General features: G+C 59.6%; 16 protein-coding genes, 1 tRNA gene and 1 pseudogene. 14 read left to right on the top strand and 4 right to left on the bottom strand.

The window, feature by feature from the left end; translation table 11 throughout:
* Positions 1-87: 87 nt before the first annotated feature.
* The 14 genes and pseudogenes from ruvC (at position 88) to nadA (ending at position 11,980) form a co-directional block, all read left to right on the top strand.
* Positions 88-612 carry a crossover junction endodeoxyribonuclease RuvC gene (gene ruvC, locus JWR98_RS19745; RefSeq protein ID WP_024077147.1) on the top strand — a complete coding sequence of 175 codons (525 nt, stop codon included), beginning with the start codon at positions 88-90 and terminating at the stop codon, positions 610-612.
* 67 nt (positions 613-679) lie between these two features.
* Positions 680-1,291 carry a Holliday junction branch migration protein RuvA gene (ruvA, locus tag JWR98_RS19740; RefSeq protein ID WP_003175802.1) on the top strand — a complete coding sequence of 204 codons (612 nt, stop codon included), beginning with the start codon at positions 680-682 and terminating at the stop codon, positions 1,289-1,291.
* A complete protein-coding gene (gene ruvB, locus JWR98_RS19735) occupies positions 1,292-2,350 on the top strand; it encodes a Holliday junction branch migration DNA helicase RuvB (protein WP_017529216.1) in 1,059 nt (352 codons plus the stop codon). It begins immediately after the preceding gene.
* A 139-nt stretch (positions 2,351-2,489) separates the two neighbouring features.
* Entirely contained in the window at positions 2,490-2,945 is a 456-nt protein-coding gene (gene ybgC / locus JWR98_RS19730) for a tol-pal system-associated acyl-CoA thioesterase (protein WP_003175800.1), read from the top strand.
* 1 nt (position 2,946) lies between these two features.
* Positions 2,947-3,642, top strand: a complete 696-nt coding sequence (gene tolQ, locus JWR98_RS19725; protein ID WP_003175799.1) for a protein TolQ — start codon at positions 2,947-2,949, stop codon at positions 3,640-3,642.
* 23 nt (positions 3,643-3,665) lie between these two features.
* Positions 3,666-4,118, top strand: a complete 453-nt coding sequence (tolR, locus tag JWR98_RS19720) for a protein TolR (protein WP_160384999.1) — start codon at positions 3,666-3,668, stop codon at positions 4,116-4,118.
* Positions 4,118-5,191, top strand: coding sequence for a cell envelope integrity protein TolA (gene tolA / locus JWR98_RS19715; RefSeq protein ID WP_078734474.1), 1,074 nt, complete (start codon positions 4,118-4,120; stop codon positions 5,189-5,191). The genes tolR and tolA overlap by 1 nt, the downstream gene beginning before the upstream one ends.
* Positions 5,192-5,208: 17 nt before the next feature.
* Positions 5,209-6,489, top strand: a complete 1,281-nt coding sequence (gene tolB / locus JWR98_RS19710) for a Tol-Pal system beta propeller repeat protein TolB (protein ID WP_179119953.1) — start codon at positions 5,209-5,211, stop codon at positions 6,487-6,489.
* Positions 6,490-6,544: 55 nt separating this feature from the next.
* A complete protein-coding gene (gene pal / locus JWR98_RS19705) occupies positions 6,545-7,045 on the top strand; it encodes a peptidoglycan-associated lipoprotein Pal (protein ID WP_003175795.1) in 501 nt (166 codons plus the stop codon).
* A gap of 6 nt (positions 7,046-7,051) precedes the next feature.
* Entirely contained in the window at positions 7,052-7,885 is an 834-nt protein-coding gene (gene ybgF, locus JWR98_RS19700; protein ID WP_078734472.1) for a tol-pal system protein YbgF, read from the top strand.
* Between the two features lie 164 nt (positions 7,886-8,049).
* Positions 8,050-8,697, top strand: a complete 648-nt coding sequence (gene queE, locus JWR98_RS19695; RefSeq protein WP_078734471.1) for a 7-carboxy-7-deazaguanine synthase QueE — start codon at positions 8,050-8,052, stop codon at positions 8,695-8,697.
* Positions 8,698-8,808: 111 nt separating this feature from the next.
* Positions 8,809-8,884: transfer RNA gene (locus JWR98_RS19690), tRNA-Lys, on the top strand.
* Between the two features lie 232 nt (positions 8,885-9,116).
* The gene (locus tag JWR98_RS19685) at positions 9,117-10,691 is read left to right on the top strand and encodes a lactate dehydrogenase (protein ID WP_205490987.1); all 1,575 of its coding nucleotides are present in this window, start codon (positions 9,117-9,119) and stop codon (positions 10,689-10,691) included.
* A gap of 231 nt (positions 10,692-10,922) precedes the next feature.
* Positions 10,923-11,980 (top strand): annotated as a pseudogene (nadA, locus tag JWR98_RS19680) (quinolinate synthase NadA).
* An 89-nt stretch (positions 11,981-12,069) separates the two neighbouring features.
* Here nadA and JWR98_RS19675 read toward each other — a convergent pair.
* The 4 genes from JWR98_RS19675 to JWR98_RS19660 form a co-directional block, all read right to left on the bottom strand.
* A complete protein-coding gene (locus tag JWR98_RS19675; RefSeq protein ID WP_078734468.1) occupies positions 12,070-12,558 on the bottom strand; it encodes an RDD family protein in 489 nt (162 codons plus the stop codon).
* Positions 12,559-12,652: 94 nt separating this feature from the next.
* The gene (locus tag JWR98_RS19670) at positions 12,653-12,865 is read right to left on the bottom strand and encodes a cold-shock protein (RefSeq protein ID WP_014339904.1); all 213 of its coding nucleotides are present in this window, start codon (positions 12,863-12,865) and stop codon (positions 12,653-12,655) included.
* A 392-nt stretch (positions 12,866-13,257) separates the two neighbouring features.
* The gene (gcvT, locus tag JWR98_RS19665) at positions 13,258-14,382 is read right to left on the bottom strand and encodes a glycine cleavage system aminomethyltransferase GcvT (protein ID WP_078734467.1); all 1,125 of its coding nucleotides are present in this window, start codon (positions 14,380-14,382) and stop codon (positions 13,258-13,260) included.
* 39 nt (positions 14,383-14,421) lie between these two features.
* Positions 14,422-15,798, bottom strand: coding sequence for an L-serine ammonia-lyase (locus JWR98_RS19660; RefSeq protein ID WP_078734466.1), 1,377 nt, complete (start codon positions 15,796-15,798; stop codon positions 14,422-14,424).
* Positions 15,799-15,850 lie beyond the last annotated feature (52 nt).

The raw sequence follows: 15,850 nt of genomic DNA, 5'->3' as shown, positions 1-15,850 counted from the left end.
CTGATTCCACCGCCATCGGGAGCAAGCCCCCTCCCACATTGGATCTTCTGCGTATCAAAAAATGTGTTTACCCTAACCGCAGGCGTTATGACTTTAATCCTAGGTATCGACCCCGGTTCGCGCATCACCGGTTTTGGCGTGGTGCAACACACCCCGCGCGGCTGCGTCTACGTCGCCTCGGGCTGCATCCGTACTGGCGCGGGCGAGCTGGCCGAGCGTTTGCAGATTGTGTATCGCGGCGTGCGTGAGGTGATCCAGACCTACGGCCCGGTGACAATGGGTATCGAGAAAGTCTTCATGGCCAAGAACGCCGACTCGGCGCTGAAACTGGGTCAGGCCCGTGGCGCGGCGATTGTTGCCGGGGCCGAGGAGGGCATGGAAATCGCCGAATACACCGCGACCCAGGTCAAACAGGCCGTGGTCGGCACCGGTGCGGCCAACAAAGAACAGGTGCAGATGATGGTCATGCACATGCTCAAGCTCACCTCAAAGCCACAGATCGACGCCTCCGACGCCCTGGCCATTGCCATTTGCCATGCCCACACCCGTTCCAGCCTGCTGCCACATGGCTTGGGTACGGCACGCAGTCGTGGCGGGCGCCTGCGTCTCTGATAGCATCAGCGCAATCGTTATGTCGGGTCAGGCCTTGATCTGACCCCAAGCTTTAAGGATCTGAACCGTGATTGGACGCTTGCGCGGCACCCTGGCTGAAAAACAGCCGCCGCACCTGATTCTGGATGTGAACGGGCTGGGGTATGAGCTGGAAGTGCCCATGACCACCCTGTATCGCCTGCCGTCGGTCGGCGAGCCGATAACGCTGCACACCCACCTGGTGGTGCGCGAAGACGCACAATTGCTCTATGGTTTCATTGGCAAGCGTGACCGCGACTTCTTCCGTGAGTTGATTCGCCTCAATGGCGTAGGGCCGAAACTGGCCCTGGCCTTGATGTCGAGCCTGGAAGTGGACGAACTGGTGCGTGCCGTCTCGGCCCAGGACACCTCGGCGCTGACCAAGGTGCCGGGCGTGGGCAAGAAAACCGCCGAGCGCCTGCTGGTGGAACTCAAGGACCGCTTTAAAGCCTGGGAAGTGGTGCCGAGCATGTTCGCGCTGGTGCCGAACCAGCCGGACATGCCGGCGGGCCAGGTCGCCAGCGCCGAAAGCGATGCGGTCAGTGCACTGATCTCCCTGGGCTACAAGCCGCAGGAAGCCAGCAAGGCCGTGTCGGCCATCAAGGACAAGAACCTGAGCAGTGAAGATATGATCCGCCGAGCCCTGAAGGGAATGATTTAAGTGATTGAAGCTGATCGTCTGATCGCCGCCACCGGCCCGCGCGACCGTGAAGAAGTCCAGGACCGCGCCATTCGCCCCCTGAGCCTGGCCGACTACATCGGCCAGCCCACCGTGCGCGAGCAAATGGAGCTGTTCATCCAGGCCGCGCGCGGGCGTAGCGAGTCCCTGGACCACACGTTGATCTTCGGCCCGCCGGGCTTGGGTAAAACCACCCTGGCGAACATCATTGCCCAGGAAATGGGCGTGTCGATCAAGTCCACCTCCGGCCCGGTGCTGGAGCGTCCAGGCGATTTGGCGGCGTTGCTGACCAACCTAGAACCGCACGATGTGCTGTTTATCGATGAGATTCACCGGTTGTCGCCGATCGTCGAAGAAGTGCTGTACCCGGCCATGGAAGACTTCCAGCTCGACATCATGATCGGCGAAGGCCCGGCGGCACGCTCGATCAAGCTCGACCTGCCACCGTTCACGCTGGTGGGCGCAACCACGCGCGCGGGCATGTTGACCAACCCGTTGCGAGACCGTTTCGGCATTGTTCAACGTCTGGAGTTCTATAGCACGGCGGACCTGGCGACCATCGTCAGCCGTTCTGCGAGCATTCTCGGCTTGCCCCTGGACCCGGAAGGCGCGTTTGAAATCGCCCGTCGCGCCCGTGGCACGCCGCGTATTGCCAACCGTTTGCTGCGCCGGGTGCGCGATTTTGCCGAAGTGCGGGCCAAGGGGCATATCACCAAGGCCGTGGCCGACCTTGCGTTGAACCTGTTGGATGTGGACGAGCATGGCTTCGATCACCAGGACCGGCGTCTACTCTTGACCATGATCGAGAAATTCGACGGTGGCCCGGTGGGCGTCGACAGCCTGGCGGCGGCCATCAGCGAGGAGCGCCATACCATCGAAGATGTGCTGGAGCCGTACCTGATCCAGCAGGGCTACATCATGCGCACGCCAAGGGGCCGGGTGGTGACACGCCATGCGTATCTGCACTTTGGGCTAAACATTCCGTCACGATTGGGTGAGATGCCTGCGGTAGACGAATTTCTCGATGCAGTGGACGATTAAAAAGGCGACGCGCGTCGATTTATTCAAGGTTTGTGCTGTCCCAGTGTCTGGCGTCGTCATTCAGTCGTAGGAAATGTCTTCGAGAATGCAAAAACAGTTGCCGATCCGGATTGGCAACCTCAGGAGTAAGCACTAGAGTATGCGCGCGCAAAACGGGGATCAGTCGTTCGCACATCGCTGTCGCGTTTATTACGAGGACACCGATGCCGGCGGCATCGTGTATTACGTCAATTACCTCAAGTTCATGGAGCGGGCTCGAACCGAGCGGCTACGGGAGCTGGGCTTTGCCCAGTCCACGCTTGCGGGAGAGGACCTGTTGTTCGTCGTGCATTCCAGCGAGGCGCGTTACCACGCACCGGCGCGACTGGACGACGAACTGCTGGTCAGCGCTGAAGTAATCGAATTGAACCGTGCCAGCCTGCGTTTCAAGCAGCAGGTCAGGCGGGCCACGGATGCAACGCTGCTCTGTGAGGGGCAGTTCCTGGTGGCGTGTGTGCGCACCAACAGTTTGAAACCTCGGGCCATTCCCGAAACTCTACGTGCGGCCTTTGCCGCCGTGAGCGGCGCGGGTAAACAATCAAAGCAGGAGATTTAGCGTGGAACCTACCGTCGTCGACCATTCCTCCATGTGGAGCCTGGTCAGCAATGCCAGTGTTGTGGTTCAACTGGTCATGCTGATCCTGGTAGCCGCATCGGTTACCTCTTGGGTCATGATTTTTCAGCGCAGCAACCTGCTGCGTGCCGGTCGACGTGCCCTGGAGAGCTTTGAAGAGCGCTTCTGGTCGGGTATCGACCTGTCCAAGCTGTATCGCCAGGCCGGCAGCAACCCGGACCCGGACTCGGGCGTCGAGCAGATCTTTCGCGCCGGCTTCAAGGAATTCTCGCGCCTGCGCCAGCAGCCAGGCGTTGACCCGGAAGCCGTGATGGAAGGCGTGGCCCGCGCCATGCGCGTCGCCATTTCCCGCGAAGAAGAGAAGCTGGAGCAAAGCCTGCCGTTCCTCGCCACCGTCGGCTCCGTAAGCCCGTACATCGGCCTGTTCGGTACCGTCTGGGGGATCATGAACTCCTTCCGCGGCCTGGCCCAGGCGCAGCAAGCCACCCTGGCCACCGTGGCTCCGGGTATCGCCGAAGCCCTGGTCGCCACCGCGATCGGCCTGTTCGCCGCGATCCCGGCCGTTATCGCCTACAACCGTTTTGCCGCGCGCGGCGAAAACCTGATTGGCCGTTACTACACCTTCGCCGATGAATTCCAGGCGATCCTGCACCGTAAAGTGCACACCAGCGAAGAATAAGCAGGTACTCCCCGATGGCTTTAATCACTCGAGCTCGAACCAAGCGCAAGCCGGTCGCCGAGATGAACGTAGTGCCTTACATCGACGTGATGCTGGTGCTGCTGGTGATCTTCATGGTGACCGCGCCGATGCTCAACCAGGGTGTCAAGGTTGACCTGCCCAAGGTATCCAGCGAAGCCTTGCCCCAGGACAACAACACCCAGGTGCTGACCATTTCGATCAAGGCAGACAAGACCTACTACTGGAACCTCGGCAGCGAAGTCGACACCCAGAAGCAGCAGGACAAGGCCTTGACCCTGCCGGCAATGACCGACGCGGTGACCAAGATCATTCGCTCCGGCAACGAAGGCGGCAAGCACACCCAGGTGTTCATCCGCGGCGACAAGTCGGTCGACTACGGTTCCGTCATGGGCGCCATGGGCGGGCTGCAGAAGGCCGGCGTGGGTAACGTTGGCTTGATTACCGAGGCGCCCTGATGCAGCAACAGCGAGAGCCGTCCGCCTCGGAAAGCTACTTCTGGCCTAGCGTCTGGGCAATTGCCCTGCACATCCTGGTGTTTGGCATGCTGTTCGTCAGCTTTGCCATGACCCCGGATCTGCCGCCGGCCAAGCCGATCGTGCAGGCGACCCTGTATCAGCTGAAATCGAAGAGTCAGGCCACCACCCAGACCAATCAAAAGATTGCGGGTGAGGCCCAGAAGTCGGCTGCGCGCCAGACTGAAGTCGAACAGATGGAACAGAAGAAGGTCGAGCAGGAAGCGGTGAAGGCTGCTGCGGAACAAAAGAAAGAAGAGGCGGCTCAAAAGGCCGAGGAATCGAAAAAGGCTGATGAAGCCAAGAAGGCTGACGAGGCGAAAAAGGCTGACGAAGCCAAGAAAGCCGATAAAGCTGCCGAAGCGAAAAAAGCCGAAGAGAAACAATTGGCTGATATAGCCAAGAAGAAATCGGAAGAGGAAGCCAAAAAGGCTGCCGAAGAAGAGGCCAAGAAAAAGGCCGCTGAAGAAGCCAAGAAAAAGATAGTCGAAGACGCGAAGAAGAAAGCCGCCGAAGACGCCAAGAAAAAAGCTGAAGCAGACGAGGCGAAAAAGAAAGTCGCCGACGACGCGAAGAAGAAAGCTGCCGCCGACGCCACCAAGAAAAAGGCCCAGGAAGCAGCGCGTAAATCCGCCGAAGAGAAAAAGGCCCAGGCCTTGGCGGATTTGCTCTCCGACACGCCGCAGCGTCAGCAAGCCTTGGCCGATGAACGTGGCGATGAAGTCGCGGGCAGTTTCGACGACCTGATTCGGGCACGGGCAGCGGAAGGCTGGACACGTCCACCTTCGGCACGCAAGGGCATGACAGTAGTGCTACAGATCGGCATGTTGCCGGACGGTACGGTGACTTCGGTCAGCGTGGCCAAGGGCAGTGGCGATCCATCGTTCGACAGTTCGGCAGTTGCCGCGGTCAAGAACATTGGCCGGTTGACCGAGATGCAGGGAATGAAACCAAGCGACTTCGCTCCCTATCGTTCATTCAAGATGACATTCACACCTGAGGATCTAGCCTTGTGAGAAACCTTCTTCGAGGAATGCTTGTCGTTATTTGCTGTATGGCAGGGATAGCGGCGGCGGATGAAAAGAACATCCTGGTCACCAGCGGTAGCGATCGGGCCACCCCGATCGCCGTTGTACCGTTCGGTTGGCAGGGCGGCAGCGTGCTGCCGGATGACATGGCCCAGATCGTCAGCGACGACCTGCGCAACTCCGGCTACTACGCGCCAATTCCGAAAGGCAACATGATCAGCCAGCCGACCCAGGCCAGCGAAGTCATCTTCCGTGACTGGAAGGCCGTAGGCGCGCAGTACCTCATGGTCGGCAACATCACGCCGGCCGGCGGTCGCCTGCAGATCACCTATACCTTGTTCAACGTGGCCACCGAGCAGCAGGTCCTGACCGGCAGCGTATCGGGCACCGCCGAACAACTGCGGGACATGGCCCACTACATCTCGGACCAGTCGTTTGAAAAACTCACCGGTATCAAAGGTGCGTTCTCCACACGTCTGCTGTATGTAACGGCTGAGCGTTTCTCCGTGGACAACACGCGCTACACCCTGCAGCGTTCGGACTACGACGGTGCGCGGGCCGTGACCTTGCTGCAATCGCGTGAGCCGATCCTGTCGCCGCGTTTCGCACCGGACGGCAAGCGTATTGCCTATGTGTCTTTCGAACAGAAGCGCCCGCGTATCTTCGTTCAGCACATCGATACCGGCCGTCGTGAGCAGATCACCAACTTCGAAGGTCTCAACGGTGCGCCAGCCTGGTCGCCGGATGGTTCGCGCCTGGCGTTCGTGCTGTCCAAGGACGGCAACCCGGATATCTACGTGATGAACATGGCTTCGCGCCAGATCACTCGCGTGACCAGTGGCCCGGGCATCAATACCGAACCGTTCTGGGGTAAGGATGGTTCGACCATCTACTTCACCTCCGATCGCGGCGGCAAGCCACAAATCTACAAAACGAGCGTAGGCGGCGGTGGCGCGGAGCGTGTGACCTTTATTGGTAACTACAACGCCAATCCGAAGCTTTCGGCCGATGAAAAGACGTTGGTGATGATTCACCGTCAGGATGGTTTCACTAATTTCCGGGTTGCGGCCCAGGATTTGCAGCGTGGAACGGTAAAAATCCTTACAGATACCAACCTTGATGAGTCAGCCACTGTTGCGCCCAACGGCACCATGGTAATCTACGCCACCCGCCAGCAGGGCCGGGGAGTCTTGATGCTCGTGTCCATTAATGGACGCGTAAGGCTCCCGCTTCCTACCGCACAAGGCGAAGTCAGAGAACCATCCTGGTCCCCTTACCTGAACTGACGCGGCGCTACAAAAAGATTTGCTTAACACACTGGGGTTCATTAGGAGTTTCACGATGGAAATGCTGAAGTTTGGTAAGTTTGCTGCTCTGGCTCTGGCTCTGTCCGTAGCCGTTGGTTGCTCGTCCAAAGGCGGCGACAATGCCGGTGAAGGCGCAGCTGTTGATCCAAACGCTGGTTACGGCGCTAACTCGGGTGCCGTTGACGGTTCCCTGAGCGAAGAAGCTGCTCTGCGCGCTATCACCACTTTCTACTTCGAATACGACAGTTCGGACCTGAAACCAGAAGCCATGCGCGCTCTGGACGTTCACGCGAAAGACCTGAAAGCTAACGGCGCTCGCGTTGTTCTGGAAGGTAACACCGACGAACGTGGTACTCGCGAGTACAACATGGCACTGGGCGAGCGTCGTGCGAAAGCCGTTCAGCGCTACCTGGTACTGCAAGGTGTTGCTCCAGGCCAACTGGAACTGGTTTCCTACGGTAAAGAGCGTCCAGTTGCTACTGGCCACGACGAGCAGTCCTGGGCTCAAAACCGTCGCGTCGAACTGCGTAAGTAATTCGTCATGCGAACGTGCCGTCGTGCTCTAACTGTATTGGCTCTCAGCTTCGCACCGCTTGCGGTGTGGGCTGCGGTTCCTGTAACGGATAGCAACTCTGGCTATAACAATAGCGGGAGCAGTTATCCGCCAGCGGGTTATGGCACGAACGGCGCCTATGCTGGGGGAGCGGCTACGTCCGCCCCCTCGGCACAGGGCGAACTGTTCAACCAGCTGCAACGCATGCAGGATCAAATCGCGCAGCAACAAGGCGCCATTGAAGTGCTGCAGAACCAGGTTAACCAGCTCAAGCAAGAAGGCCTGGAGCGTTACCAGGATCTTGATCGACGTATAGGAGCCGGTGCTGCACCTGCCGCTACTCCTGATAATTCTTCTGCCGGTGGCGCGCCCAGTGCCGCCATCGGTGGTGCGGCAGCGGGGGCGGCTGCCAGCCAAGCCCCTGCCGCCAGCAGCGAACCGGGTGATCCGGCGAAGGAAAAACTGTATTACGATGCAGCCTTCGACCTGATCAAAGCCAAGGATTTCGACAAAGCCAGCCAGGCATTCAGCGCGTTCCTGCGCAAATACCCGAACAGCCAGTACGCGGGCAATGCCCAATACTGGCTGGGCGAGGTCAACCTGGCCAAGGGTGATTTGCAGGGCGCGGGCCAAGCGTTTGCCAAGGTCAGCCAACTGTATCCCAAGCATGCCAAGGTGCCGGATTCGCTGTACAAACTCGCTGACGTAGAACGCCGCCTGGGTCATACCGACAAGGTCAAAGGCATTCTGCAGCAGGTCGTAGCCCAATATCCGGGTACTTCCGCTGCCCAGTTGGCTCAACGGGACCTGCAGCGCTTGTAAGCGATGCCGCCCGTTTAGAAGAAACCCGCGCCTGGCGCGGGTTTTTTCGTTAGAATCCACGCCCTTTTATGAAATACGCTCCTTGGGGCCCACGCGTTGGCGGGGTTCCTTGAAGTGCCTGACGGAGGCGGACAGCCTGTTCAGCTGTTACGCCCGTGGCGACTATGCAAGACACACTACGCATTACCGAAGTTTTTTACTCGTTACAGGGTGAAACGCGCACCGCCGGCCTGCCCACAGTCTTTGTGCGCTTGACCGGTTGCCCGTTGCGTTGCCAGTACTGCGACAGCGCCTACGCCTTCAGTGGCGGTACCGTGCGCACCCTCGACGACATCTTGGAGCAGGTGGCCGGTTACAACCCGCGCTACGTCTGTGTCACGGGCGGCGAGCCGCTGGCACAGCCCAACGCCATCCCCTTGCTCAAGCAGTTGTGTGACGCCGGCTACGAAGTGTCCCTGGAAACCAGCGGCGCCCTGGATATTTCCGCTGTCGATCCGCGGGTCAGCCGAGTGGTCGACCTCAAGACGCCGGACTCCAAAGAGGCGCACCGTAACCGCTACGAGAACATCGAACTGCTGACGCCCAACGATCAGGTCAAGTTCGTCATCTGTTCCCGTGACGATTATGACTGGGCCACCTCCAAGCTGATCCAGTACGGTCTGGAGCGTCGCGCGGGTGAGGTGCTGTTTTCCCCAAGCCATCACGACCTGAATGCACGCGAGCTGGCGGACTGGGTGGTGGCGGACAACCTGCCGGTACGTCTGCAATTGCAGTTGCACAAGTACCTGTGGAACGACGAACCGGGGCGTTGAGAGGGCACGCAAACAGCCGCCGTGATGGCCCTGACAGGTTATTTCAGGTTTTTTTAAAATAAGGTGTTGAATAATCCTTAGAAATCAGTATTATACGCGCCACCACACAGCGGGTCGTTAGCTCAGTTGGTAGAGCAGTTGGCTTTTAACCAATTGGTCGTAGGTTCGAATCCCACACGACCCACCATTTTTGGCGGTTTAGAAAATCCGGAAGGCCCACGCAAGTGAGGATTTCCGGGTTTTTTTTTGCCTTGTGAAAAGGCACCTTTCGTCACTGCCATCGGTTACTTACCGCGTCCAATTGCACCTTAATGAGAGCGTGCCGGCTTTTTGACCTGGCGCTTCGCCATTATTGGCTGTCAATCGATCTCTGTCTTGGTTAAATTAAAGGCTGTTCAGTTCAAGACATGGATCGTCTCATGACCACTCTTTCACCCGTTATTGCCGCCGCCCCTCTCATTGTTCGCAGACCAGAGAGCCTTGCCGCGACGCCGATGCAAAGCAGCGACACCCTCTCTGCGCGCCCCTCCTCAGTGGTCAGTCTGGGCAATGCCGTCTCCGACACATTCGCCGATACCTATTCGCGCCGCGGACAGTTACCGGGTCACGAAAGCGTACGTGCCTGGGAAAGCGACAGCCAGAACGCGCTCGGCAAAACGATGGGTACCAACTTCAACTCTTTGTCCACAGCCAGCCGCTTCAATGGCCTGGGCGCAGGCTTGCTTGAGCAGTTCGCCAAGGACGGCAGCGACATTTCCCAGTCCGTGCTCTACGCCAGCGCCGATCGTGCGGAAAACGCCGGCGAGATCAAAATCGACCAGTCGTTGCTGCACAGCAAGGCCGACAACCAGGTCAGCCTGAGTATCAAGACGGCCAGCGGCAAGACCGTCACCTTCAGCCTGTCCAGCCAGAGCGACGGCTTGGGCGTGCAGGCCACCGTGGACGGTGGTGAGTTGACTGCTGACGAACTCAAGGCCGTCGGTCAACTGGGCGGTGCGTTCCAGGCGGCGGTAGACGGTCTTACCGCCATGCCGCCCAGGCTTGATTTAAGCAACTTGACCCAATTCGACTCGAAGGTGCTGGCCTCGGTTGACCTCAACGCCAGACTGAAAACCTCGGCAGGGCAGGACCAGACCCTGGCCTTTCATGCGGACAGTCAAAGCCGCAGCACACGCATGAGCGGTCCGGATGGCGAATTGGACCTGTCCGTGGACCTGAAAAACGCGGCGATTCTGGGCAACGCTCAGCAACAGGCCAAGGCGCTGAAAAGCTACCTGGCACAGTTTGATCGGGTTCAGGAGCGTGGCAATGCGAAGGCGCAACTGATGACGATGTTCAAGGACGCGTTCAGCGCCATGAACAGCAATTATCCGCAGGACCCCGGCGTTGCTGAGGCGTTGACCCTCAACCCGACCGACCAGAGCTTGCTGACCGGCCTGGCCGACTTCAAGGCGTCCATCAGGCAGGCCAGTGAATCCTCCAACCCGATGCGCCCGGCTGAAATCGACAGTTTTGCCTATAACGTGTCGCAGAAAACCCGTGTCAGCGGCACCAGCGCGTTGGATCGCAGCGTCACCCAGGACCAGAAGTCGAGCCTCTCGGCCAGCTATCACCAAGGCCTTGATGGCAGTAAAAATCCGAGTCTGGGGCGCGATCAAAACTCGCAAAACTATCTTTACGTTCAAGTCGAGGACAAGGCCACAAGTTCGGCCAATCTTTCCTACAAGAATGGCCTGCTGACCAACGCTTCCGTTTCCCAAGAGGCAAGCCAGACCACCCGCACGCAGAAGTACGTACTGGGCAAGCGGGTGGATGAGAGCTTCGTGCCCAAACAAGCCTCGGCGCAGCGTGACTACCTGGTGCTGTTGGAATTCGCGGCCAAGGAGAGCAGGAAGTCCAAGGATGCGCTACAAGAGTCCACCTTGAAGGATGCCCTGACGACCCTGCATGAATCGGTGATGTTGCAGGAAGATCCGTCCGCCCTGGCACGCTGAGGGTGCAATGAAAAAACGGGAAACCCCAACACGGGGTTTCCTTTTTTTTTGCCCGATAGACTTACCCTCGAATGCCAGATTAGGCTTTTGAAACCATTGGATATTCTGTAGCCTTGCGCAGCTTCAACCGTGCTTGATGAACACACTCACTTCGTCCGGCGGCGCCCGTAGGGCTCCTGAGCCGGTGGTACACTCGACTTTCGCGCAACTGCGCCTGCAGGTCTTGCGAACATGACGCATATTTCCGAACGCCTACTGGTTCAAGCCCACCTCGACGCCAAGCAGCCCAAGGCCCTCAGCGCCGACGAAGAGGCAAGCCTGCGCGCCGCCATCGCCGCCGAGCTCAAGGCTCAGGACGCGGTACTGGTGGCGCACTTCTACTGTGACCCGGTGATCCAGGCCCTCGCCGAAGAAACCGGCGGTTGTGTCTCCGACTCCCTGGAAATGGCGCGCTTCGGCGCCGCCCACCCGGCCAAGACCGTACTGGTCGCCGGCGTGCGTTTCATGGGCGAGACCGCCAAGATCCTCACCCCTGAAAAACGCATCCTCATGCCGACCCTGGAAGCCACATGCTCCCTGGATCTTGGCTGTCCGGTGGATGAGTTTTCGGCGTTCTGCGACCAGCATCCGGAGCGCACCGTGGTGGTGTATGCCAACACCTCGGCGGCGGTCAAGGCGCGGGCCGATTGGGTGGTGACTTCCAGCTGCGCGCTGGAAATCGTCGAAAGCCTGATGGATAACGGCGAGACCATTATCTGGGGCCCGGACAAGCACCTGGGCACTTACATCCAGCGCCAGACCGGGGCCGACATGCTGCTGTGGGACGGTGCGTGCATCGTCACGAAGAGTTCAAGTCCAAGCAGTTGGAAGACATGAAGGCGTTGTACCCGGACGCGGCGATCCTGGTGCACCCCGAATCCCCGACATCGGTGATCGAACTGGCGGACGCGGTAGGTTCCACCAGCCAGTTGATCGCGGCGGCGCAGCGTTTGCCGAACACGACCTTTATCGTGGCGACCGATCGCGGCATCTTCTACAAGATGCAGCAGCTGTGCCCGGACAAAGTGTTTATCGAAGCGCCGACGGCCGGCAACGGCGCCGCGTGCCGCAGTTGCGCACATTGCCCGTGGATGGCGATGAACACGCTGGAGCGCACCTTGCAGTGCCTGCGCGAGGGCAGCAACGAGATCTTCGTCGAGCCGTCGTTGATTCCGCAGGCTGTGCGCCCGCTCAAGCGCATGTTGGACTTTACCCAGGCGGCACGCCTGAAACTGGCCGGCAACGCCTGAGCCGAGGCGGGCTCGGTCAAAAATGTGGGAGGGAGCAAGTCGAATCGTCGCACCGCCCCTCCCACAGGTTGATTGTCACTTGGCAGGGGTTACTTCTTTTGCTTCGGGATCCGCACCAACTGCGTGTCCGAATAGATGTCATGCCAACTGCGTTTGTTCTTATCGAACAGCGACCAGATAAACCCCAGCCCCACGCACAACCACGACGCAATCGACACCACAAAGCGCAACAACGCCTGCCACAGGCTGATGCGTGAGCCGTCGGCGTTCTGCACGCGCACGCCCCACACCTGCATGCCCAGGGTCTGTCCGGAATGGGTCCAGAACTTGGCAAAGAAGCCAAACAGCACAAACAACAGGATTGTCGACAGCAACGGGTCACCGTCCAGTGCGCCGGATTCGGTGAGGGTGCGCATTTTTGCTTCGCCGACGAAGGCGATCCACACCAGCTTGTAGATAAACGCGGTGACGATCAGCAGGGCGGTGCACAGCAAAAAGTCATAGAACATCGCTGCCAGACGACGGCCCAGGCCAACAGCGGGAAATTCGCCCTGGGGGCTTAGCAGGGAGTTGGGCATGGCAGGGCTCTCGGAAGGAAAAACGCAGTTTACGGAATCGCGCCCATAAAAAAGCCCCTGATGTCATATCAGGGGCTTTTTGTCGCAGGAGGGATCAGCCTTCTGCTTGTACTTCGTCAGCCTGCATGCCTTTTTGGCCTTGCACAGCAACGAAGGTCACTTTCTGGCCTTCCTTGAGGCTCTTGAAGCCGTTGCCCTGAATGGCGCGGAAATGCACGAACAGATCCGGACCGCTCTCCGGCGTAATAAAACCAAACCCTTTCTCGTCGTTGAACCACTTGACGGTACCGCTCTGACGATCAGCCATTTTCTTCTTTCCTTTGACGCTAAAATTAATGACAGCCCCTTTCACATGAAAGAGTACTGGGCTGGGTTGCAGGAAAGTAAGAGACATCGAACGGGTTGTAGCATAACGACTTCAGCTACTGCCCAGGTCCAGGTTCCAAGCGACCCATGCAAACACAGTGAGCAAACTCTACGCCAACTAATATGAAAAAAACAACCCCTGGCAAACCCCAGGTTTTGCTCGGTTTCATGACGCTTGGTTGAGTAATCAGGAACCGACTTATTCAATAGAGTTGGTCACTTGTTATAGGTGGATACCTATAACAATGACTATCGTGAGTGCACTGTTTTATGGCGGTTGCGTTACAGCTTAGTGCGCGCTTACGCAACCGCGTTACTTATGGGAACAGTGACTCAGCCGCGATAGTAACGCTGCGGCACAAATGGCATTTTACTTACACGAAGTGGCACCTTTTTCCCACGCACCAATGCGGACACTTCGGTATCCAGTGCGGTGAATGCGCTGTCCAGGTAACCCATGGCCAGAGGGCCGCCCAGGGATGGGCCAAAACCGCCGCTGCACACGCTGCCGATCACGGTGCCCTGTGCGTCGACGATTTCCGCGCCTTCACGCACCGGCGTGCGCTCTTGCGGCAGCAGGCCGACGCGTTTGCGGCTGACGCCGGTTTGCTGCTGGGTGAAGATGCGCTCGGCGCCGGGGAAGCCGCCTGCACGTGCGCCGTCGGCACGACGGGCCTTGGAAATTGCCCACAGCAGGCTGGCCTCGATCGGCGTGGTTTCGGCGTTCATGTCGTGGCCATACAGGCACAGGCCGGCTTCCAGGCGCAGGGAATCACGGGCGCCCAGGCCAATGGCCTCGACTTCGGTTTCGGCCAGCAGGCTGCGCGCCAGGCTTTCGGCGCTTTGCGCCGGTACCGAGATCTCAAAACCGTCTTCGCCGGTGTAGCCTGAACGGCTGACGTAGCAGTCCACGCCCAGCAGGCGCAGCGCGGCGAACTGCATGAAGGTCATCTTGCTGACTTCCGGTGCCAGGCGCGCCAGCACTTTCACCGCGGCCGGACCTTGCAGGGCCAGCAGCGCGCGGGCTTCGAACAGTGGCTCGACGGTGCACTGGTCGCCGATGTGCGCGCGCAGGTGCGCCAGGTCCTGGTCCTTGCAGGCGGCGTTGACCACCAGGAACAGTTCGTCGTTGCCCAGGTTGGCGACCATCAGGTCGTCGAGAATGCCGCCTTGTTCGTTGGTGAACATGGCGTAGCGCTGCATGCCCACCGGCAGGTCGATGATGTCGACGGGGACCAGGGTTTCCAGGGCCTTGGCCGCGTTGGCACCGGTGAGGCGGATCTGGCCCATGTGGGAGACATCGAACAACCCGGCCTGATCACGGGTGTGCAAGTGTTCCTTCATCACGCCCAGCGGGTACTGCACCGGCATGTCGTAGCCGGCGAAGGGCACCATGCGCGCACCCAGTTCCAGGTGCAGCGCGTGCAAAGGGGTTTTCAACAGGGTTTCGGTGGACATGTTCAGCTCCTGAAAAACGTGCCGGCGCGCCTTGAGGCGTCAGCACTCGATAATGTTGACCGCCAAACCGCCACGGGCGGTTTCCTTGTATTTGCTTTTCATATCGGCGCCGGTCTGGCGCATCGTGCGGATCACCTTGTCGAGGGACACGAAGTGCTGTCCGTCACCGCGCAAGGCCATGCGCACCGCATTGATCGCCTTGACCGAGCCCATGGCGTTGCGCTCGATACAGGGCACCTGCACCAGCCCGCCAATCGGGTCGCAGGTGAGGCCGAGGTTGTGTTCCATGCCGATCTCGGCGGCGTTTTCCACCTGCGACACGCTGCCGCCCAACACTTCGCACAAGGCACCCGCGGCCATGGAACAGGCCACGCCGACTTCGCCCTGGCAGCCGACTTCGGCACCGGAGATCGAGGCGTTTTCCTTGTACAGAATGCCGATGGCGGCGGCGGTGAGCAGAAAGCGCACCACGCCGTCTTCGTTCGCGCCGGGGATAAAACGCATGTAGTAATGCAGTACCGCCGGCACAATCCCGGCGGCACCGTTCGTGGGCGCGGTGACCACGCGCCCACCGTTGGCGTTCTCTTCGTTGACCGCCAGCGCATACAGGTTCACCCAATCGAGCACCGACAACGGGTCGCGCAGCGACGTCTCCGGGTGTTTGCATAACTGGCGATGCAGGGCCGCCGCGCGCCGCTTGACCTTCAAGCCCCCCGGCAGGATCCCTTCATTGCGACAGCCCGCGTCCACGCAGTCCTGCATCACTTGCCAGATGTTCAACAGGCCGGCGCGGGTTTGCGCTTCCGGGCGCCAGGCACTTTCATTGGTCAGCATCACTTGGCTGATCGACAGGCCATAGGTGGTGCAATGACCGAGCAGGTCCTTGGCGTGCTTGAACGGGAAGGTCAGAGGGGTGGTGTCCTCGACAATCCGGTCGGCGCCGGCGGCGTCTTCATCCACCACAAAACCGCCGCCAACCGAGTAGTACTCGCGGCTGCGGATCTGGATGCCGGCTGCATCGAAAGCGCGAAAGATCATGCCGTTGGGGTGGTAGGCGAGGGGTTTGCGAATCATCGCCAGGTGTTCTTTCTCGTTGAACGCAATACGGTGTTCGCCGAGCAGGTTCAAATGGCCGTTGCTGCGCATCGCCAAGAGGCGCGCGGCGACGGTTTCGGTATTCACGGTGTCCGGGTGTTCGCCTTCGAGGCCAAGCAGTACGGCCTTGTCACTGCCGTGGCCTTTGCCGGTGGCGCCCAGCGACCCGTAGAGTTCCACCTTGATGCCGGTGGTGGTGCTCAACAGGTTGTCGCGCTTGAGGCCCTCGACAAATCGAGCGGCGGCGCGCATCGGGCCGACGGTGTGGGAGCTGGAGGGGCCGATGCCAATCTTGAACAGGTCGAACACGCTAAGGGACATGGTTGTTCTCCGGTTTCTTATTATTGCTGCGGTCGTACTCGGTCAAATGTGG

Source organism: Pseudomonas lactucae (assembly GCF_016937615.1).
Lineage (GTDB): Bacteria > Pseudomonadota > Gammaproteobacteria > Pseudomonadales > Pseudomonadaceae > Aquipseudomonas > Aquipseudomonas lactucae.
The sequence above is the reverse complement of the archived record's forward strand: the minus strand, read 5'-3'. Positions and strand labels throughout refer to the sequence as shown.